Below are 19,454 nucleotides of genomic sequence, written 5' to 3' on the forward strand. Positions count from 1 at the left end.
CGGCAGTCGGAGGACCAGGGCGATCACCTCAACCCCAGGGGTACGCACCAGCGCGTATCCCGTCCCCGACCAGGGAGCAGCACATGGCCACCGGCATCGTGAAGTGGTTCAACGCCGAGAAGGGCTTCGGTTTCATCGAGCAGGACGGCGGCGGCCCGGACGTCTTCGCCCACTACTCCAACATCGACTCGCAGGGCTTCCGTGAGCTCCAGGAGGGCCAGAAGGTGACCTTCGACGTCACCCAGGGCCAGAAGGGCCCCCAGGCCGAGCACATCCGCCCCGCCTGACGTTCGCAGCGCGACGCCCCGTACCGCTCTGGTACGGGGCGTTCGTCATGCTCAGACCTGGTCGTGCCGGTTCATGGGCTGTCGGCATGGACGTCGACCGGGATGTCGAGCGGGACGGGACGGGCGGTCATCCTCGGGCGCGCCAGGCAGACAGGCGGCGGAACCAGCGGCGGCGCAGGCCGGTGCGGGGAGGCGGCGGAAGTTCGGCCTCCATGGGGGAGGCGAAGGTGCGCAGCAGGACCTCGGGGGCTGAGCCTGGTCCACCCGGCGGCTCTGCGGGCGGCGATGGCAGCAATGCGGGCAGGTAGGCAGAGGGGGGAATCGGTGGGGGGTTCGGTGGGGGGTTCAGTGGGGGGTCCGGCAACGCGGGCGGCTGCTCGGGTCGCGGTGCGGGCTGCGGGTACCCGCGTGTGCCGAGGCGCACGGTCGTCGTGTCCCGAGGCGGCAGGGGCAGGACCGCCCCGGTCGGCATGCCGAGTGGTCGGAGTCGTACGGTCGGCCCTCCTGGAGCGGGTCGCAGGAGTGTCTCGGCCGTGGCGAGATTCGGCGGCGGTTCCAGGGCCCGGTCCGGTGAGAGCTGGTACGGGCGGTCGAGGTCGAGGACGAGCTGTGCGCGCCGCAGCGTGGCGCGGGAGATGGCGTCGGGTAGCCAGTCTCCGCGGGCGAGCTGCCGCTGCGCGGTGGTGATTCGGCGGTCGGAGAGCGATCTGAGCAGGCCCTCGGCTGTTGGCCGGTGGGCGGGGTCCTTGCTCAGGCAGGTACGGACCCAGCCGTCGAGGTCCGCGGGCAGCGAGGACAGCCGGGGCTCGCCGTGGAGCACGTTGTAGATCACGTTGACGAGGTTGTCCCCGTCGAAGGGCGACGATCCGGTCGCTGCGAAGGCCATCACGATTCCGAGGGCGAAGACGTCGGTCTCGGGCCGCACGGGCCGTCCCGTGACCTGTTCCGGGGCCAGGTAGCCCGGGGTTCCGATGATCACTCCGGTCGATGTCTGCCTGGTCGAGTCGGCCGTGATCGAGACCCCGAAGTCGATGAGTCGCGGGCCCTGCGCGGTGAGCAGGACGTTCGACGGTTTGAGATCCCGGTGCACCACGCCGGCCTCGTGCACGGAGTGCAGGGCCCTGAGGAGGCCGTACCACAGCGCGTACAGCGAGTCGGCCGGGAACGGGCCGAAGGCGTTGACGCTCTGCTGGAGGGAGAGCCCCGGGATGAAGGCCGTGGCCATCCAGACGCCGTTCTCGTCGGCCTCCGCGTCCAGGAGCGGCGCCGTGAAGTCTTCGGGGATCCGTGACACCACGGCGATCTCGCGCCGGAAGCGTTCTTGCGCCTCCGGCTCGCTCAGCAGTTCCGGGCGCAGGACTTTGACGGCCGCGGCCCGGCCCGTGGCCGAGCGCGCGAGGTACACGATCCCCATGCCGCCCGCACCGAGGCGGCCCAGCAGCCGGTAGGCACCCAGCTCCCGGCGGTCCCTGGAGGAGAGCGGCGCCAGCCCGTCGGGCATGCCGGTCCGGTCGTCGGGTTCAGCCATCGCTCCACTTCCCGAAACCGCGTCGGTCGGTGCTCCGGTGTCCGCGACCGAAGAGGATCTCCGACCTGAGCCGCCGGTCCGCCCGGCGGCGCCAGCGGGCCAGCAGGGCCTCGTTCGCACGGACCTCGGGGTGGTCGGGGCCGAGCGTCCGGCGCAGGTCCGGCAGCACCTCGTGGAAGATGCGCAGCGCGGTGCGGACGTCTCCGTCCGCACCGGTCCAGTGGGCGAGCCGGGCGCGGTTCACCAGGGCCACCTCGTCCTGTTCTCCCAGGATCCAGTCCAGGTCGTCGAGCAGCTGCCGGAAGAGGGCGATCGCCGTGCGCGGGTCGCCGGCCTCGCCGGTCCAGTGTGCGTGCTGGCTGCGTGCGAGGAGCGTCTCGCGGGCGTCCCGCCCGGCGACCCGGCTCAGGTCCGGCACCACCGCCGCGAACAGCCCGCGGGCGCCCTTGGGCGAACCCGACAGGCCGGTCCACTGGCCGAGCCGGGCCCGGCCGATCAGTGTGTGCAGGTCGTCGGCGCCGAGCAGCCAGTAGAGGTCGGGGACGAGGGAGTCGAGCAGGCGGACGGCCTGCCGGGTCTGGCCGGTCCGTCCCGTCCACTGGGCTTGGTTGATCCGCCCGACCAGCGTGTCGCGATCCTCCGCTCCGAAGACCCGGTGCAGGTCCGTCACCAGGAGGTCGGTGAGCCGAGCGGCGGAGCCGGTGTCGCCGGAGACCCCTATCCAGTGGGCCAGCCGGCCCCGGCCCAGTAGTGTCTCGCGGTCGTCCGGGCCGAGGGCGCGGACCAGATCGGTGACCACCTCGCCGGTGAGGCGCGCCGCCTCCACCGGCTGCCCGGCCTCCCCGGTCCAGTGGGCGAGCTGGGCACGGCCGACGAGCGTCACCCGGTTGTCGACGCCGAGCACCCGGGTCAACGCGCCCACCGCCGCCGTGGACAGGTCCAGCGCCTCGCGGACCTGGCCGGCGGCGCCCAGCCACTGGGCGTACTCGATTCGCCCGGCCAGGGTGTCCGGATCGTCGGAGCCCAGGATCTGTGTCATCTCGTCGAGGACGTTGCCCAGCTCCGAGGCGGCGGACCGCGCGTGGCCGCCCTGGCCGAGTCGCCGCCCGGCCTGCACGAGGGATTGGAAGCGCTGCCTTTCGGTGACCGGCCCTTGGCCTTCCGTGACCGGTCCGCGGCGGCTGTCGGCGGCTTCGCCCGGGCCCACCCGAGTGGGGCGTCTGGTCCGCGGGCGGCTGAGGATCAGATTGGCGGCGGTGTCGGTGCCGCACTGCTCCGGTTCCGGCCACCCCCGCGAGCGCAGCGCGAGTCTCAGGTGGGGAAAGAGCGCGCCCAGCGACACTCCCTCGGGACCGGCGTCGTCGACCCCGTTGCGCAGCGCGCGCAGCAACTCGCCGGTGAAGGCGGTGTGCCGTTTGCCCTCCTCGAAGCGGGAGGGCGAGTTGGGCGGCGACGAGACCAGCGTGTACGCGCCGGCGATCTCCAACTGTTCGGCCACCGGCGGGGTGCCCCCGGACAGCCCGCCCGCGACCGCGCGGCCGGAGAAGCAGCAGTCGAGGATGAGTACCCGCACGCGTGCCGGACTGGCCTGGAAGGCTTCCCGGATGACATCGAGCGGGCAGGCCGTCAGGGACGGCATGCTCTGGTCGGTCTCGGTGAGTGCGAGGTAGAGCTCCCCCTTCTTGGACCCGATCAGGCCGTGGCCGGAGTAGTAGACCAGGAGCACGTCCTCGGCGGCTGCCGCCGCGTTCAGCAGCGGCAGCCCGAGGTCCCTCGGCTGTCGCGGGTCCAGCACGGTGATGCTGCGCTCGGGTGCGAACGCGCCCGGTTGTCCTTCGATCAGGACATCCCGGAAGTCCAGCACGTTGTTCGTGATCGACGGTACGTCCGCAGGCCCGCCCTGGTGCGAGTAGTGCGCGGTGCCGATCAGCACGGCCCACGAGCGAGAGGCGTCGGGAAGCCGGAACACGGTCAGTCCGAGACGTCGTCGGTCCGCCGGCCGGAGTGCAGGGCGGCCTTGAGCACCGACTCCACATCGGCACGCGCGACGTGCTCGGCCGTCACCTCGGTGCGGGTACCGTCCGGATTCACGGTCTTGAGCTTGATGCTGCTGGTGCGGGGCTGGCTCAGGTACACCTTGAGCGAGGCGGCGAGAGTGGTGAGCGTGCCGCCCGCCCCCAACGCCACGACGAGGGTGTCGGACCAGGACCCGAGCTCGCCCGGACCGGGCGTCGCCGCCGCGACGCGAACCCGGCCGCGGAACGCCGGCTCGTCGGCCAGCCAGTCGCGCAGGTCGAGGACAGCATCGGGGCCTCCTGCTTCCACCGCAAACCAGGATTCCACCACAGCGATTCCCCCTAGGATCGAACCGACGCGAGTGCTCCGCATCCTTATAGGACGGCAGCAGGGCGCGCCCTGTTCCCCTTGCGACCAAAACGTTATGACTGACCGTCAGAAGATCGCCATGGGATCGGCGCAGCAGGCGACGGCGGCGGGCATCGAGCTTGGGCAGCAGGCGGGCGGGAAGACCTCCCAGCCCGCGTACGACATCACCCGTCGAAACCGTCCACGCCTGCTACGTACTGGCGGGCAGCACACCAGTGCTCGTGCACAACGGCAGTTGCCCCATCGGATTCACGGGGCTGGGCGGAGGCGGGTTCCAGCCGCCGGCCGGCCTCCGAGTGTTCCGTCGTCCTGCACCGCATGGCCGACCTCGCGATCACGCGCGCCGCCGCAGCCCGGGGCCGGCCGGGGGTGTGGCCGGCCCCGGGGCGCTCAGTGGCAGACGAGCTTGTTGCGTGCGAGCTCCTGGACGGTGCCGGGGGAGACCGGCGTGTCGCAGGAGACGGTGCCCTCGATCTCGGCGTCGAAGGTGCTGTAGGTGGGGTGGGAGCCGAAGGCGTAGGCCCAGTACCCGTCGCCGGGGTCGCTGCTCGGGGGGTAGCGGGGGAGGCAGACGTACGCGTCGGCTTTGCCCTGGACGCGGTTTGTGCCCTTGAACACCGCGTAGTCGCCGGGGCGGGAGAAGTTCAGTGTGACCTTCTGGGACCACGTGCTGGTGCTGGACTTGGTGTTCTGGACGGAGAACCCGACCTTGATGGAGACCTTGGCGAAGAACGCGCCCACCTCCGAGTTGATCTCGGTCGAGGCGTTGAACGTGGTGCTGACGTTCTGGACCTCGGTCACGGTGGTCTCGATGGAGCCGGTGGTGCCGGGGGCGATGGTGATGCCCTTCCAGTGCGTGAGCACCGGGTCGACGACGGCGGTCGAGACCTCGTACAGCCCGTACCGGTCCACGCGGGGGTCGCACGGGCCGCCCGGTTCGGCCGCGTGGGCCGTGCCGGCGCCGAAGGCCGAAGCCGCCACGGTCAGGACGGCGAGCGCGGCGGGTAAGGACAGCCGCCGCAGGAAGGTGTTCGCCAAGAGGACTCCTCGGGGAGGGGAGGCGCCAGGCGGTCACACCGCCGACACCTGGCATGCATTTGTCAGATCATGCCCCGATCGCCTCCACCGCACACTCACAACTCCCAACTCCCCCGTACAAAAAGAAGGTTGGCCGTGCACGCAGCCTGTGGCGTCGCCGTTCGTGCAGGCGGTGGGGCGAGCCGCGCGCAGGGCGGTGCGGGCCGGGTCGACGCCGCTGGTCGTGGGCGTGTCATCAGGCAGCCTTTCCGAACCGGTCGCACCAGGTGTTGAGGAGCTCCCCGTCCTCGCCGGTCAGCGCGGCTACCGGCCGGGCGGGACGGGCGTGCTCGCGCACTCGCCGCTACACCTCGTCGGCCCCGGTGTCAGCCGGCGAGGCCCTGACCTGCACACCTCCGGTTGTCCCACTCCGTGTCAGGCGATCCCAGTCTCAGAGTCGTGCCGGCTCCTCATGGGTCGGCGTTCAGCCGGCAGTGCTCGGCCGAACCGTGCGGATCAGAGTCTCGGCGGCGGACTTGTCCCCGGCCATTCGGCCTGCTTGGGCTACGCCTGCTCGTAGGCCTCGGAAAGAATGCCCGTCAAGGCGTGGGCGATCTCCGCACGCAGTTCCTCATGCTGCGGACCCAAACGGTGTTTCGGGGCAGTCCGCTCATCTCCGTAACACCACACCGGGCTGTGGAGAAGGCGCGGCGGCTCCCACTCGTAGCGCGGGTGAATGTGACCGTGGAGGTGCTCCCACGAGTTCCCGAGCACCTCGTAGTTCAGCCGACGGAAGGCCTGGTCCCGCCTGCCACACGAAGCCTCGACAGCCTCCCCCAGGAGAGAAAGGTCGAGCAGGAAGCGGGACCGCTCGTCCCGGGGCAGATCCGTCAGGTGGTTCGCAGTGCCCGCGTACAGCAGCAGGCAGTACCCGGGAAGGTGCTGCGTGTCGCCGATCACAGCCCAGCCGGTCCGCATCCGGGCCAGCACCGTGGGGTTCTCAGCACGCTCGGCCGCAGCGATCCGATCTTCTTTCCAATCTTTCATGTCCCATAGATACCAGGTCACTTGGCTGCTCGGCGGGGCGTAGAGGCGCCGGTCGGCGGGCGGCCAGGACGACTGATATTCCATCACTTCGAGACATGCCGCCGCGGCGCCCGAGATGCGCACCGGACAGCGCGTCCGGCCTGCGTCCCGTGCGCGCCGGCGAGAGGGAAACCGCGAGCGTGGGCGGAGCGCCGCTGTCTACTTGTCACTTCGTCGCAGCCTCGGGCAGGCGGGCCCGATACTGTGGTTCAGGGGGTCGCTTGAATCGCGAGGCCCCGGAATCGGGAAGTGTTCTTCGCGTGCAGGCGAAATTCAAAGCCTTGGCCGTCGCGACGTCTTCGGTGGCCGCGCTCGGGGCGGGCATGGGGACGGCGCACGCTTCCACAGCGCCGTCCGCAGCAGTCGATCCGATCGGCTTCCACGCCGGCACCACCACTCCGGTCACCACCGCCGCACCCGCGGGCAGCAGCCGCTCCGGCGCCGTCGGCGATCCACAGATCCCGAACACCGCCCGGACGGGCTCCTCCCGCTGCTCGGCCCAGCCGTCCGCGCCCAGCCCGCGCAGCACCTTCAGCGGATCGGCCATCGCAGCGGGGGACAGCGCCTCACCGAACACCCCGTGGTGGCCGCCGAGGATCTGCGCGAGCTGGTGCGCCACGGACTTCCACGGCCGCTCGACTGACGGCCGCCCCAGCCCGGTGAGGATCTGCGGCAACGACCAGTGGCTCGCCACCTGGTGAGGAATCCACTCGTCATGAATCCAGCTCGCCTGTGCCGGATACCACGGATCGGCCAGTAGGTCCGCTCCGCCCATGCGGAGGTGGACCGGCGGGGCGGCCGGCGACTCCGGCTCGTTCTCAATCGGATGACATGACTCCGGACTCTCGGTTGCGTGACAGATCCTCTCGGTCGCAGCGCTTCCTCAGGGCCCGGTCGAGAGGCGCTCGCAGGGCGGGCGAGGTCAGTTCCAGGTCACGGTTGTCTCGGCCGTCGAGCATGTGGTCGAGCCAGCGTTCGTACCAGGCCAGGAAGTCGGTGGCCGATGAGACGTTGGGGCCCCAGAAGCCGTCGGCGTTTCCGGTGACGACGCGGCTGGCCAGGGTACCGGTGATACCGAGAAGCACCAGGTCGGTGCACCCTGCCTCGATGATGTGCAGGAAAAGGTCACTTCGGTGAGACGGACCGTCGGCGAACGTGAACCCCCGAGGGCGGCCGGGCTCACCTTGCGGGTCCATCGTGAACAGCCGACATGACTGCAACGGCAGCAGGCCGTAGAAAGGCGATGCTCCGCCCCCGCCCAGTGTGGTCAGGAAGCCCCGGTAGGGATCAGGCAGTTCGATGTGGTGATCGGCCTCGAACTCGTCGACCTTCGCGTCCGGCAACGGGGGTTCGAGACGGAACCCGTGCTTCTCTTCACCGAAGGAATGGCTTCGCAGCGCGGCATAGGGCGCCTTGGCCAGCTTGCGTCGGATGCGGGCGATCCGGGAGTCCATGCGAACTCTTCTCTCTGTCCTCCCGCAAACTACCTGCTCACCGGCAGAGATGTCACCAGTGTGATCAGCTGCCCGTAAGCCAGTTGTGCCCGGCGTCATGCGCTGGGACCCTCCCCAAGTGACCAACACGAGCACGGAACTGCGATCCGAGGCCGGATGGGACGGCCCCTACTACCGCGTCCGAACCGATGGCTTCGAGGCTTCCTTCCTCCCGAACCCCGATGAGGCACTCGACGAGGTCTGCAACGTCGATACCGAGGTCCGCCTCCCCGACGGCTCACGCTGGAGCGCAACGATCTTCACCGTCGCCGAGGTCAGCCGGTTGATGAAGAGATGGGAGGAGACAGGAGAAGCGGCAGGTGGACAGAGCTTCTGGTGCTCGGACGGGCTGATCGTTCGAGATCCCGGCATCCGGGAGATGGTGACCGTGATCACCGAGCTGCTTGCTTCGGGAGAGTTCGAAGGGGCCTTCCATCACCTGGATGACTCGGTGTGAGCTCTTGTCCAGTCTCATTAGATCTTGCAGGGGCGGGGCCGTTGACCTGCGGGGTGACAGGCTGACCGGCGACTTCCTGATGGAGTAACAAGGCGTTGTGGAAGACCCGAAGGTGGTGCTGATGACGTGTCTCATCGATCACGGCAGAGGTGATGCCGCTTGAGTAGGGCGTTGTCAGGATGGCGAGACGCTTGACGCCCGGTCTCGCACTGAAGATGGCAGTTTCCTGATCAGAGCCCGTAGCAGCGGAGGTGCTCAGGAAGGATGACGCCACTGAAGCTGCCGACGGGCAGTCGACCAAACGATCTCGAACTCATCGGCCAACAGCCACTGCGGGTCGTGCCCCTCCCACTGGGAGATGGGCAGTTCCGCAGTCAGACCGTAAACACTCTCGTATTCTCCGCCAGCAACGCTCATACCTGGGCCGGCTTCGCCCAGGACCGCTGGGCTGACTACCTCGCGGCCAGCCGGGAGGACGGATAAGCCCGAGATCGATCGGTGGGCCTCGTCCGGCCCTGGCTGCTTCAGATTTCGACGCGCCGTTGCCACCACGGCAGGTGCCGCGGGGCGAACGGGTCGTTGACTGTTCTACGGAGGATGCGGTCGTCTACGGGGGCCGGCGCGGCTCGCAGTTCTCGTCGAGCCCGGGACCGCAAGTCTTAGGCCGCCTCCTCAAGCAGCGTGCGGATATGCTCGGTTGGAACATCCGAATACCCGTAGTGCCATTCTTCAGCACTACGGGGTCGGCCAGCCCGCCCCGGTCGGCATGCGCGGCCTTGGCGTCGCGGTCTGGAGGCAGCCAAGCGACTGAATTGACGGGCCCTTACGAAGGATCGAGGCGAGTAGAACCCTCGGCGGCTCCCGTGGAAGCTGGTTTCCAGGGGAGCCGCCGGGATTTTCAATTAGTCGCCGATGAATACGAGACTTCTATGAGGCTTAGTGCGCGCTAGCTCGCACAGGCGAATCAGGTCTCGGATGGAACCGTCATCGACACCCATGGCTGCAATGAATTCAGAGCCTTCATGCAGCTCGCTAATTAGGAATCCGCACTGGAGATAGTTCAGAGTCGTGTCGCCGTACGGGTCCAGGGATGCCAGCGTTGGGAATTCCTTCGAATCTACCCCCTTCATTACCGGGTTGAAGCTGCTTGGTGGCACGAACATCTCTACGATGCGGCCATCCTGCTCCAGTACTCTTACTCTGAACACAATTCACCTTACCTGGGCCCGCATGTCTATGCCGGCAACGCTATCATCACGGAAGCCCGGGATGCATGGTTATGAGATCGCCAAATTCCAGGAAGTCGTTATCGTAAGTCTCCCTCCTTGCTGTCCTGATGATTGTGTAGAACTGCGTTTTGATGCCGTTCTGGTCTACGCCGATAACCCTGCCGGCATCAATCACGTATTGGATCCGTCCAGTGTTCGGCTGGAAGAGTCCTGCTTGTCCATCGGAGCCGCGGGCCAGTGCGTTGAGGTCTTCGCCGTCGCTGAAGATCGACTTGCCTGCTGCGGCCAGCCCGCCATTTGTCGTATGGCGAGGGGTCACGTGGACTTCAATCCGATAAGCATCCTCCTCCTTGCATAGGCCGAAGGAATTATGCACCAATACGGGAGTGCTTCCGGCGAGCACGTAGTAGGTGTGGATGTTGCTGATCGTGAGGTTGTAGGCAGGCTGAAGCGTCGACCAGTGTCGGACTCCAGCGATTCTGACCGCTTGGCCTTCGGGGGTGCGGACGGTGTCATCAGTTGTCAGGGCAACGGCGTCACGCCAGGCATGCGCGTTTTCTGACCAGTACGGGTGGTGATCAGTTGAGGTAATGGTTGCGGTGGACCCGTCCTTCGCCGCCAAGATGAGGTCGGTGAAGTCACGATCGTCGGGGGTGTAGATGGTGGCTTCGACACGCTGCGCACCGGTGGTGCCGGTTTCCGGGTCAGTGGCCGTCACCGAGTCACCGGCCCGGATCTGCTCGATCGGCCGACTTGTGCCGTCGGCCATGAGGACGTTGGTACCGGCCGGGAAGCTGTTGCCGCCTGTACACGCCTTGCGGAAGGCCGCCGCGAGGTTGGCCTCGCCCTCCGCCTGCAGCACCAAGGCCCGGTCGATGTTCCGGTCCTGCCGCAGAGCCTCAAGCGCCGCGTCGGTGCCGATGCCGTCCTTCAGGGTGTTGCGGAACCTGGCGACGGCTTCGGCGGTGGCGGTCACCTTGGCGAGGGCCGCCTTGCTGTAGCCGTCGAGTGAGGCCTGAACGGCGAGTTTGGCGTCTTCGATACCGATGCCGGTGGTGAGCGCGTAGCGGAACGCGACGACGGCCTTGACGCTCTTGGCCAGGACGGGGATGAACGGGGCGGCGTTGGCTGCGGCGAGGGCGCAGGACTTGTTGAAGTCGGGGTCGTTGTAGCACTTGACGAAGTCGTCGACGAACATGTCGTACAGGATTTTGCCGGTGTCCACCGTCGGCCGGTACTTCTTGACGTACTCGGCGTAGGTCACATCGACGGTCTGCGGGTACTGGACCTCCAGCGGGGAGCTGTTGAGGAGGACCGTGTTCCAGACGGTGTACTTGCCGCGGCAGGCGGCGATCGTGAGGTTCGGTTCGGGGCAGGTCTTCAGGATGTAGTCGGTGGTGCCGGTGGCCTTGACCGTGAGGGTGACGGTACAGACCGGCTTTCCTGCCGCATCGTTGCGCCAGACCGTGGTGTCCAGGGGTTTCAGCACATGGCCGTAGGCCGACAGCATCATGTCACCCGCTTCGCAGCGGTCCAGGTTGTCCTTGACGATCTCCGTGTTCGGATCACCCTGAGGAACGGCGTCGATGAAGGAGATCCGGCCCTGGTCGTCGACGGAGGCGGTTGCGTTCTGCAGCTTCCCGTCGGTGCTTTCGTCCTGCTGCTTCGTGAAGACGGCGGCCAGGGCCTCGTCGGCTGCCGTCTTCGCCTCGTCCCTGCTCTTGGCAGCGGCGGCGGCGGAGGCCTTCGCCTGGTCGGAGGCGGTCTTGGCGTCGGCCGCGTACTTGCTTGCCTGGGCGGCGTAGCCGGTGGCCATGGCCGCGGAGACGCCGGCGTTGCGGGCCGCCGTGTTGGCGGTGGCCGCCGATGCCTGGGCCTGCTTGGCGGACTGGGCGGCCTGCGCCGCCGAGGCCTGGGCGGACTGGGCGGACTGGGCGGCCTGGGTGGCGAAGCCCTGGGCCTGCTGGGCGGACTGGCTGGCCTGGTTGGCGTACCTCTTCGCCTCGTCGGAGGCGCCGCGGGCGTCGGCGTAGGACTGGGCGGCCTGGGCGGCGTACTGGCGGGCCTGGGCGACGGAACCGTCGATGGTGGCGAGGTAGGACGCGACGGTGGCCACGTGGGTGGCGGTCATCGCGTCGCGCTGCTGGGCCGTGAACAGGCCCGACTGCAGGAACGGCACCAGGCGGTCGGCCGGGCCTGACAGGACGGCCTGGGCGGCTGCCTTGACCTCAGGGCCGCCGTTGGCGAGGGCCTGGCTGACGAGGACGCGGTTGTCGTCGTCGCGGGCCTTGTACTGGCCGGTGGCCAGGAAGGCGCGGACGTCGTCGATGGTGCCGTCGAGGGCCTTGCCGGCGGCTTCCTTCACACCCGGTCCGCCGGCAGCCATGATCTGGGACAGCCGGACGCGGTCGTCGTCGTCCTTGCCCGGGTACTGGCCGGTGGCCAGGAACGCCCGGACCTGGTCGGAGGTTCCGACGGTCGCGGTCTCGGCGGCGAGGCGCTTCTCCAGCTTGCCGGGGGACTTGGCGATCGCCATGACGCTGGTGCGGTCGTCGTAGTCGCGGGCGGTCGTCAGACCGCTGCTCAGGAATTCCTGGACGGCGTTGTCGTCGCCCTCCAGCGCGCTCTGGGCGGCGGCCTTCGTCCACGGGCCGGCGGAGTCCAGCAGCCGCAGCGCGGCCTGGCGGCCCTTCAGCACGGCGGTCTTCGTATCGGCCCCGGCCGCGGTGGCGTCCTTGATGAGCTGCTCGGTGTCGGCGGCGAGCTGGGTTGCCTTCCCGGACTCCCAGGCTGCGGTCTTCGCCTTGAGGTCGGCGGCGCGGGAGGCCTCGTCGGCCTTGCCCATCTCCTCGGCCTGCTGGGCGTCGAGGCGTTCCTGGTCGCTGGCGCGGGCGATGCCGGTGACGTTGTGGGCCTGCTTGGCGGAGTTTGCCGCCGAGTTGGCGTAGGAGTCGGCCGAGTCGGCGGCCGACTTCGCGACGTCGGCCGCGTTCGACGCGTCGCCGGCGTGCTTGGCCGCCTCCTCGGCTGCCGTGGCCGCCGCTTCGGCGTGCGCGGCTGCGTCGTTGGCGGCCCGTTGGGCGTCGCCGGCTGCTGCGGCGGCCTGGTTCGCGATCGCGACGGTGGCCTTCGCCGCGCGGGTGGCCTCGGCGGCGGCGCTCCTGGCGCGGGCGGCGGCCTGACGGGCCCGGGCGGCGTCCGCGCTGGCCACGCCGGAGTAGCCGGCGGCCTCTGCGGCGGCGTCGGCGGCGGCCTGGGCGTTGACACCCGAGGCGGCAGCGGCCAGCGCGGCGAGTCCGGCCTGTGATGCGGCCCGGCCGGCCCACGCGCTGGCCTCACCCGCGGTGCGGGCGTCGACGGCCGCGTTGCGGGCGGTGACGGCGGCATTGCGAGCCGTGTCCGCCTGGCCAGCGTCACCGGCGGCGCCGGCAGCGGCGGCCAGCGCCCTGGCCGCCGCGTTGCCGGCCTTCGTCGCGGCCGACGCGGCACCGGCCGCGGCGTTGGCGGCCTGCCGGGAGGCCTCGTTGGCGGCCTTCGCCGCCTTCGAGGCGGTCTGGGCGGCGTTCGCGGCCCGGGTCGCCGCGTCCGCGGCGCGGCCGGCGGCGTTGGACGCCTGTCCGGCGGAGCCCTGGGCGGCCTTGGTCTCGTTGGCGGCCCGTTCGGAGGCCTCCTTTGCCAGCTTGGTGGCGTCCAGCGCCTTGCCCGCCGCGTCCTGGGCGGTCTGGGCCTGCTGCCCGGCCTGGTCGGAGGCGTTCTTCGTCAGGTCGGCGAGCTGGGAGACCGTCAGGGTCTCCTGGTCGTGGGCGGCGGCCGTCTGGTAGCCGTACTGGAGGAACAGCTGGACGTCGTCCATCGAGCCGTCCAGCGCGGCGCCGGCGGCCTTCTTCACCTCCGAACCGCCGGAGGCCATCAGCTGGGAGAGGTGGACGCGGTCGTCGTCGTCGCGGGCCTTGAACTGACCCTCGTTGAGGAACCGGTTGACGTCGGCGATGGTGCCGTCCAGCGCCTTGCCGGCGGCGTCCTTCACCCCGGGGCCGCCGGTGGCCATGATCTGCGACAGCCGGACCCGCTGGTCGTCATCGAAGTTCTTCTGGGCGCCCTCGTCGAGGAAGGCTTTCAGATCGGCCGCCGAGCCCTTGAGCGCGGCCGTTCCCGCTTCGCGCAGTCCGGGGCCGGACTTCGCGATGAGCGTTTCGATCTGCGCCCGCATGTCCTGGTCGGCCGCTGCGGCCTGACCGGTCGCCAGGAACGCCTTCAGGTCGTCGGCGGAGCCGGTCAGCGCGGTCTCGGCGGCGTGGCGCACGACGGGCCCGCCGGCCTGCCAAGCGGCTACCGCCGCGACCCGGTCCGCGTTCGGCCCGGTCGCCGGCGGTATGTCCGCCGCCGCAGCGGGGACGGTGAGCAGGCCTGTCAGCAGGCCTCCGACCACGAGCCCGGCCGCGAGGCGCGACCTTGTGGCCCGTGGGGTCAATGACACCCTCATCGGAATTCGCAATCCCATTCTGTTGTCGGGCACCGAAGTGCCGTACGACCGCCGACGATCCGCCGACAGCTCTGAAAATCACTCACGACCACACGCCGAGGCACGGCGCGCACACGACACGACCCGCCGCCCCGCAGAGGCAGACAGGGCGGCGGGTCGTGTCGTGTGCGGTGTGTCCCGCGCCCGGCGGTCCCGCCGGAACAGCGCGGCGTGACCGGGACGGAGGGCGGAGTCAGCTGGTGCTGGTGGCGGTGATCGCCGTGACGCCGACCGCCCCGCCGGGGACGTCGCCCCAGGTGGTCCAGCGGCCGACGTTGTAGTCGGCGTCGATGCCGTAGACCTTGTCGTCCTCGTTGACCGCGTAGACGTGGACGACGTCGTTGGAGGTGGTGCTGGTGATGGCCTTCAGACGGTTGTCACTGATCTTGGTCCACTGGGGGTCCCAGAAGCCGGTGTCGTAGTGCCCGCTGGTGCTGTAGAACGCATCGGCGCCGGCGATCGCGAGGTCGATGGTGTGGCCGTGGGTGCTGGCGCTGATGGCCTTCACATTGGGCAGGCTGCCGGGCAGGTCGACCCAGTCGGTCCAGCGGCCGGCGGTGTAGTCGGCGGAGCGTGTGTAGACCTTGTCGTCCTCGTTGATGGCGAAGATGTAGGTGGTGTTGTCGTAGAAGGCGCTGGTGACGGCCTTGAGGTGGTTGTCGCCGATCTTGTCCCACTGCGGCCGCCAGGTGCCGGCGTTGTAGTCGCCGGTGGTGGCGTAGAGCGAGCCGTCGCCGCCGACGATCACGAGGTCGACGAGGTTGCCGCGGGCGGTGGCCGAGATGTCCTTGACATCGGCGGCACCGCCGGGGACCTCGCTCCACTTGCCCCAGCTGCCGCCGACCTTGCCGTCCCGGCCGTAGACGTGACCGTCGCCCGCGACCGCGTAGACGTGGACAGTGTCCCCGATCGCCACGCTGTCGACCTTGAGGAGCTGGCTGTTGCCCATCGGGGTCCAGGTACGGGTCCAACGGCCGACGTTGTAGTCGGCGATCGACTCCGACAGCGTGTTGTCGGAACCGATGATCTGCACGTGCGTACCGGCCTGCACGTCCGCGGTACGGAACCGCAGCTCCTTCACCCACCCACCGACGTCGTCGACGCGGGTGGAGGTGGCTCCGGTGCGGGTCTCGGTGGCGGGGGTGCCCAGGCAGCCGCCCTGCCAGGAGAGGGAGGCGACGGCGGCGATCTCCGCCGTGCCGTTCGCCTCGCGCAGCAGCGGCGCTCCGGCGTCGCCCTGGCAGACCGGCGCCTGGCCGGCGGCCGGGGCCGTTTCGGCGGTGGTGGTGGCCACGGCGCCGACGGTGTGGGTGGTGGTGTGGACCTTGAAGGGCGCCCACTCGGTGGCGGTGCGGCCGTAGCCGGGCACGCGCAGGCTCTCCCCGGCCGCCGGGGCACCGGTGGCCAGGGCCGCCGGGGTGACGCCGTCGATCGGGCTGGCCAGGCGGGCCATCACCAGGTCACGGTCGCCGCGTGCCACGAGTTCGGCGATGCCGACGCTCTGGCCGCCGATGGTGGCCGTGCTCGCGGTCTTGGGGGCACCCTCGGCGGGGCTGTCGCCGAAGCAGCTGGCCGCGGTGAGCACCCAGTTGCGGTCGACCAGGGTCGCCGTGCAGGAACGCGCGTCGGCACGACCGGACTGCCCGAACGTCACCGTGCCGACGGCAGGGAAGTCGCCGGAGGCGGTGGGCGCGGCCGGTCCGTCGACCGAGGTGAGCTCCAGCAGGGTGGTGGCTTCCCCGACGCTCTCGCCGACCGGCGTCCAGACGTTCTTGGGGACGTCGAAGCTGGTGACGTTGCCTGCGGTGTTCAGCGTGGCCTTGACACTGTGGTCGTCGCCCCGGATGTCGTAGACCTTCGGGATCTCCACCGCCAGGTAGCCGGTCGGCCCGGTGATCCGGAAGCAGACCTCGCTCGGGTTGGCCGCTCGGCTGAGCACGTGCACCAGACCGGGACCCGACGCGCAGTCGGCGAGGACGATGTGCCCGTCACCGGACTTCAGGGTGATGTTCCGGTCGGTGTAGACCTTCGCCGCGTCCGGGTAGGCGAAGCCCTCCACGGTGCTCGGCGGGGCGGCATCGGCGGCTGTCGCGGGTATCGGGGCGGCCAGCACGGGTATTGCCAGGGCCGCGCCAAGAGGCCAGGCCAGTCTGCGAACGGTACGCACAGGTGCTCCAGAAAGATAGGTGCGCCCGGGAGCGACCAGCACCCCCGAGCTGGCAAAGAAGAGATCAAGTTGACGCTATCGGCCGGAAAACCGGCACGTCAAAGTACTTGCCGGCACCCGGTTAGCCGCTGACCCGCAGTCAAGCACCGTACGGGAAAACATGACTGAACGACCCAGAATCTGACATTCTGAATATGGACATTAAGGATGAATGAGAAGATGAGAGGGGCGACACCTGACCATTACGGTTCGATGACGTTTCCTCCTCAACGGTCATGGCAGACCCCTCCAGCTGCCGCCCCGACGAATTTCCGGCCAGGGCAAGAGCCGTGGAGCGCAGACGACTTGGCAACTGCCGGCGATACCGATCGACGCGGACGTGCCGGACTGGGCCCATCCGCAACCACATCCGCATCCGCCGCACGGCCGATCCGGCCCGCCACCACACCGCCGACGGCTGCAGTGTCCTGGTGTTCTGTGGCAGCAAGCGCTCCGTGCGCACCACCACCCTCGCCCTGGCCCACTGCCGCGGCGTCGACACCACTGGTGCGGATCCGAACGGCAGCGACTTGGTGGAGCGTCTGTGCACCAAGGCCGGTGTCCGCCTCCACTGCCGTGACTGGCCCCACAAGCGTGACGCCGAACAGGCCTTCGGCACCCGCGAGGCGGACGTCCTCATCACCACCCTCGCCACCCGCCTGGAGGATTGGCAGCCGGCCGCATCTGCGGGCCTTGACCGCCGTCCCCGTCCCCGTCCCCGTCCCGGACTCTTCCGGGACGGGGCCGACCGATTTCGTGGGTCCGCACCATCTGGTAGCACACTGTCCAGGCCGGGCGAGTTGGAACAAGTCAATTCCCTTCCTGTATGCGCCAGTACCCCATTAGTGGGGCGCCGGTCTACGGGAAGCGGGTCCTCACCAGACGATCTGTGCCGGTGTGGCGAGGGGATGGACACAGGTCTGGCGGCGCGGACTCGAAAGGCGGCTGAGCCTGGTCGCGGCTGCGGGCCTGCCCGCCTGGGGGCGGCCCGCTGACGGTGCGACAGCGGCTGTGGGACGGTGGAGGCGTGGCGTGAGTGGTTCAGGTGGCTCGGCCCAGGACTCAACGCCATGCTGCCTCGCGAGGAGACGGCCGCGGTGGAGAGGTTGAACGGGCAGCGAGTCTCCGACTCGTAGAGGTCCAGGGTGGGGGCCGCCAGCATTGCTGACGAACCTTGGCGAACGGCATCACCTCAACCCGACTGGATTGGAAAACTCCCGAACCATGCCTCAGCTGCACCGCTTCGACAACGACAGCAAGATCGGCGACATCTCCAACGAACAGCTCCAGTTCCTCAACGACCACCTCGCGAATGACAGGGACACGGAGTTTTATGTCGACTACGACATCCTCAGATCCCTCGCCGCGTACGGGGCCGACCCGATGCTCATCGGCATGCTGGAGAATTCCCTCGGTCACCAGTACTGGATGAAGTTCACCTGGAGCACCGACGGCACCCACCAGCCGTGGATCCAGGTGGTGCCTGCCCGGCCCGGCCGCAGGGGCGGCCGGGCCTGACGCGGGTCCGCGACCAGCCAGCGGCGCGTGCTTCGAGGTAGGCGGTCCAGTCGCTGGCTGCGCGGCGCCGCCACTTCTTGGTGGTGCCGACAAGAAGGCCGAGCAGCGGCGCGAGCTCACACCGCAGCCCGGACGGTAGCGGCAGGCTCACCCCGACCGGGCGCAGTCGGCCGTCGGCGTCGGGTCAGGCGAGGACGGTGGCCTGCCGACCGGGGTCGGCGGCCGCGGTGATGCAGGTGATCGCGGCCTCGGTGGCGTGCCGGCGGCGCCACTTCGTCCAGCCGGAGCCGCACCGCGGAAGATCAACGCCCCCCAACGGGCTCGGCGACGACGCCTTGTGCACAGTGGGTCACCGACCATATAGCTGCCGCCGTGATCGGGCCGGTCGTTCCTTTTCCGGTGCGTGGTCGGCCGGTCCCGTGCGGGCCCGTGCGGGCCGTGGTGTCGGGTGGGGGCGGGGTGTCAGCCGAGGGTGAGGCGTTTGTTGAGGGCCTCGCCCGAGGGCAGGGGGTCGATGAAGTTGTGCAGGAACGTGAGCATCGCGTCGGTGTCCAGGTCTTGGCAGGCGGTGTCCATCGCGGCGTAGAGGGATTCCTCGATCCCGGCGACGGCGGTGGCCAGGCGTTCGCCTTCGGGGGTGAGGCTGAGCTGGAGGTAGCGGCGGTCCGCGGTGTCGGTGCGGCGTTCGACCAGTCCGGCCGCGACGACGCGTTCGAGGAGCCGGCTGGGGTTGGTGCCGCTTTCGCACACCAGGAGCTGCCCGAGCCCGTTGAGGCTCAAGGTGCCGTGCTGCTGGAGCAGGCGCAGCACCTCGGCCTGTGACGGGGTGATGCCGTGCGGTTTGAGGGCCTGGATCAGCAGTCGGTTGCCCTCGCGCTGGGCCGCCAGGATCGCGAACCGCAGGTGTTCGGCCTTACGCATCGGCGTCCTGCCGGGTGGTCGGCAGGGTGGCGAGGAAGCCGTTGACCGCGGCGGCGTAGGTGACCGGGTGGGAGAAGCGGAACATGTGGCCGGTGCGCGGCAGCACGACCTCCCGGGCGTCGGGGATGCCCGCGAGCATGACCTTGGAGGCGTTCTCGCCGATCAGCACGTCGTGGGAGGGGGTCAGGATCAGGGTCGGGACCTGGACCCGGTCCAGCGCGTCGGTGTAGTCGGCGGTGAGGACGGCCCGCAGGCGGGCGCCGAAGGAGGTGGCGGGGGTGTTGGCGAGGAACAGTTCGCGGCTGCGCGCCTGGCTCCAGGGCGTCTGGCCCTCGCCGTCGTACGGGGAGGTGAGGCGGTGGGCGTGGGCGCGCAGCGTCAGCTGCTGGTAGAGCGGTCCGCGGGCCCTGCCGATCGCTTGCATCAGGGCCTTCCACGGCTTCGAGTCGACCGGGTTGGCCGCGAAGCCGCCGGACATGACGAGGGCGCGCAGGCCCGGCGGGCGGCGGGTCGCCAGTGCGAGGGCGATGTTCGCGCCGAAGGAGTCGCCGACCAGCACGTAGTCGTCGAGGTCCGCGATCGCGCTCTCGAGGTGGTCGGCGTAGTGCTCGATGTCGTCGACGCCCTCGGGTAGGCGCAGCGTCCGTTTGGGTGCCTCGCTGTAGGGGGCCAGTTGCTCGGCGCTCCACGGGGCGCCGGAGAGGCAGGGGATGAAGACGAGGGTCGGATTCTTCGCTGAAGTGCTCATATCGGACACATTACACGACACATGTGTCGTGACATATGTGGTCCAGGTCATATTCCT

Annotated in this window: 15 protein-coding genes; 3 read left to right on the forward strand and 12 right to left on the reverse strand. The window is 69.4% G+C overall.

Annotation, left to right across the window (positions count from 1 at the left end; all coding sequences use genetic code 11):
- Positions 1-83: 83 nt before the first annotated feature.
- Positions 84-287, forward strand: coding sequence for a cold-shock protein (locus ACFVHI_RS24185; protein WP_063352633.1), 204 nt, complete (start codon positions 84-86; stop codon positions 285-287).
- Positions 288-414: 127 nt separating this feature from the next.
- On the opposite strand, the gene ACFVHI_RS24190 is transcribed toward ACFVHI_RS24185, so the two are convergent.
- The 7 genes from ACFVHI_RS24190 to ACFVHI_RS24220 all read right to left on the reverse strand — a co-directional run bounded on the left by ACFVHI_RS24190 (position 415) and on the right by ACFVHI_RS24220 (position 7,757).
- Entirely contained in the window at positions 415-1,815 is a 1,401-nt protein-coding gene (locus ACFVHI_RS24190; RefSeq protein ID WP_380342580.1) for a serine/threonine-protein kinase, read from the reverse strand.
- The gene (locus tag ACFVHI_RS24195; RefSeq protein ID WP_380342583.1) at positions 1,808-3,748 is read right to left on the reverse strand and encodes a tetratricopeptide repeat protein; all 1,941 of its coding nucleotides are present in this window, start codon (positions 3,746-3,748) and stop codon (positions 1,808-1,810) included. The genes ACFVHI_RS24190 and ACFVHI_RS24195 overlap by 8 nt, the downstream gene beginning before the upstream one ends.
- A 38-nt stretch (positions 3,749-3,786) precedes the next feature.
- Positions 3,787-4,140, reverse strand: coding sequence for a hypothetical protein (locus ACFVHI_RS24200; protein ID WP_079136578.1), 354 nt, complete (start codon positions 4,138-4,140; stop codon positions 3,787-3,789).
- A gap of 450 nt (positions 4,141-4,590) precedes the next feature.
- Positions 4,591-5,238, reverse strand: a complete 648-nt coding sequence (locus ACFVHI_RS24205) for a hypothetical protein (RefSeq protein ID WP_063352637.1) — start codon at positions 5,236-5,238, stop codon at positions 4,591-4,593.
- Positions 5,239-5,781: 543 nt separating this feature from the next.
- Positions 5,782-6,387 carry an HIT family protein gene (locus tag ACFVHI_RS24210; RefSeq protein WP_380342587.1) on the reverse strand — a complete coding sequence of 202 codons (606 nt, stop codon included), beginning with the start codon at positions 6,385-6,387 and terminating at the stop codon, positions 5,782-5,784.
- A gap of 82 nt (positions 6,388-6,469) precedes the next feature.
- On the reverse strand, positions 6,470-7,078 hold the full coding sequence (locus tag ACFVHI_RS24215; protein ID WP_380342590.1) for an HD domain-containing protein: 609 nt from the start codon (positions 7,076-7,078) through the stop codon (positions 6,470-6,472).
- A 43-nt stretch (positions 7,079-7,121) separates the two neighbouring features.
- On the reverse strand, positions 7,122-7,757 hold the full coding sequence (locus tag ACFVHI_RS24220) for an SMI1/KNR4 family protein (RefSeq protein ID WP_380342593.1): 636 nt from the start codon (positions 7,755-7,757) through the stop codon (positions 7,122-7,124).
- 97 nt (positions 7,758-7,854) lie between these two features.
- On the opposite strand from ACFVHI_RS24220, the gene ACFVHI_RS24225 reads away from it, so the two are divergent.
- Positions 7,855-8,253 carry a hypothetical protein gene (locus tag ACFVHI_RS24225; protein WP_380342596.1) on the forward strand — a complete coding sequence of 133 codons (399 nt, stop codon included), beginning with the start codon at positions 7,855-7,857 and terminating at the stop codon, positions 8,251-8,253.
- Between the two features lie 1,254 nt (positions 8,254-9,507).
- On the opposite strand, the gene ACFVHI_RS24230 is transcribed toward ACFVHI_RS24225, so the two are convergent.
- Together ACFVHI_RS24230 and ACFVHI_RS24235 are read right to left on the reverse strand one after the other, a co-directional pair.
- The gene (locus ACFVHI_RS24230; RefSeq protein ID WP_380342599.1) at positions 9,508-13,965 is read right to left on the reverse strand and encodes a polymorphic toxin-type HINT domain-containing protein; all 4,458 of its coding nucleotides are present in this window, start codon (positions 13,963-13,965) and stop codon (positions 9,508-9,510) included.
- Between the two features lie 232 nt (positions 13,966-14,197).
- Positions 14,198-16,171 (reverse strand): trypsin-like serine protease, encoded by a 1,974-nt coding sequence (locus tag ACFVHI_RS24235; protein WP_380342602.1) that lies wholly within the window; start codon positions 16,169-16,171, stop codon positions 14,198-14,200.
- Between the two features lie 1,263 nt (positions 16,172-17,434).
- On the opposite strand from ACFVHI_RS24235, the gene ACFVHI_RS24240 reads away from it, so the two are divergent.
- On the forward strand, positions 17,435-17,728 hold the full coding sequence (locus ACFVHI_RS24240) for a hypothetical protein (protein WP_063352647.1): 294 nt from the start codon (positions 17,435-17,437) through the stop codon (positions 17,726-17,728).
- A 184-nt stretch (positions 17,729-17,912) separates the two neighbouring features.
- On the opposite strand, the gene ACFVHI_RS24245 is transcribed toward ACFVHI_RS24240, so the two are convergent.
- From ACFVHI_RS24245 to ACFVHI_RS24255, 3 genes are all read right to left on the reverse strand, one after another.
- Positions 17,913-18,071 (reverse strand): hypothetical protein, encoded by a 159-nt coding sequence (locus ACFVHI_RS24245; RefSeq protein ID WP_380342605.1) that lies wholly within the window; start codon positions 18,069-18,071, stop codon positions 17,913-17,915.
- Between the two features lie 119 nt (positions 18,072-18,190).
- On the reverse strand, positions 18,191-18,649 hold the full coding sequence (locus tag ACFVHI_RS24250) for a MarR family winged helix-turn-helix transcriptional regulator (RefSeq protein WP_380342607.1): 459 nt from the start codon (positions 18,647-18,649) through the stop codon (positions 18,191-18,193).
- A complete protein-coding gene (locus ACFVHI_RS24255) occupies positions 18,642-19,397 on the reverse strand; it encodes an alpha/beta fold hydrolase (RefSeq protein ID WP_380342610.1) in 756 nt (251 codons plus the stop codon). Before ACFVHI_RS24255 ends, ACFVHI_RS24250 begins: the two co-directional genes overlap by 8 nt.
- Positions 19,398-19,454: the final 57 nt, after the last annotated feature.

The organism is Kitasatospora sp. NPDC127121 (genome assembly GCF_042677305.1).
GTDB lineage: Bacteria > Actinomycetota > Actinomycetes > Streptomycetales > Streptomycetaceae > Kitasatospora.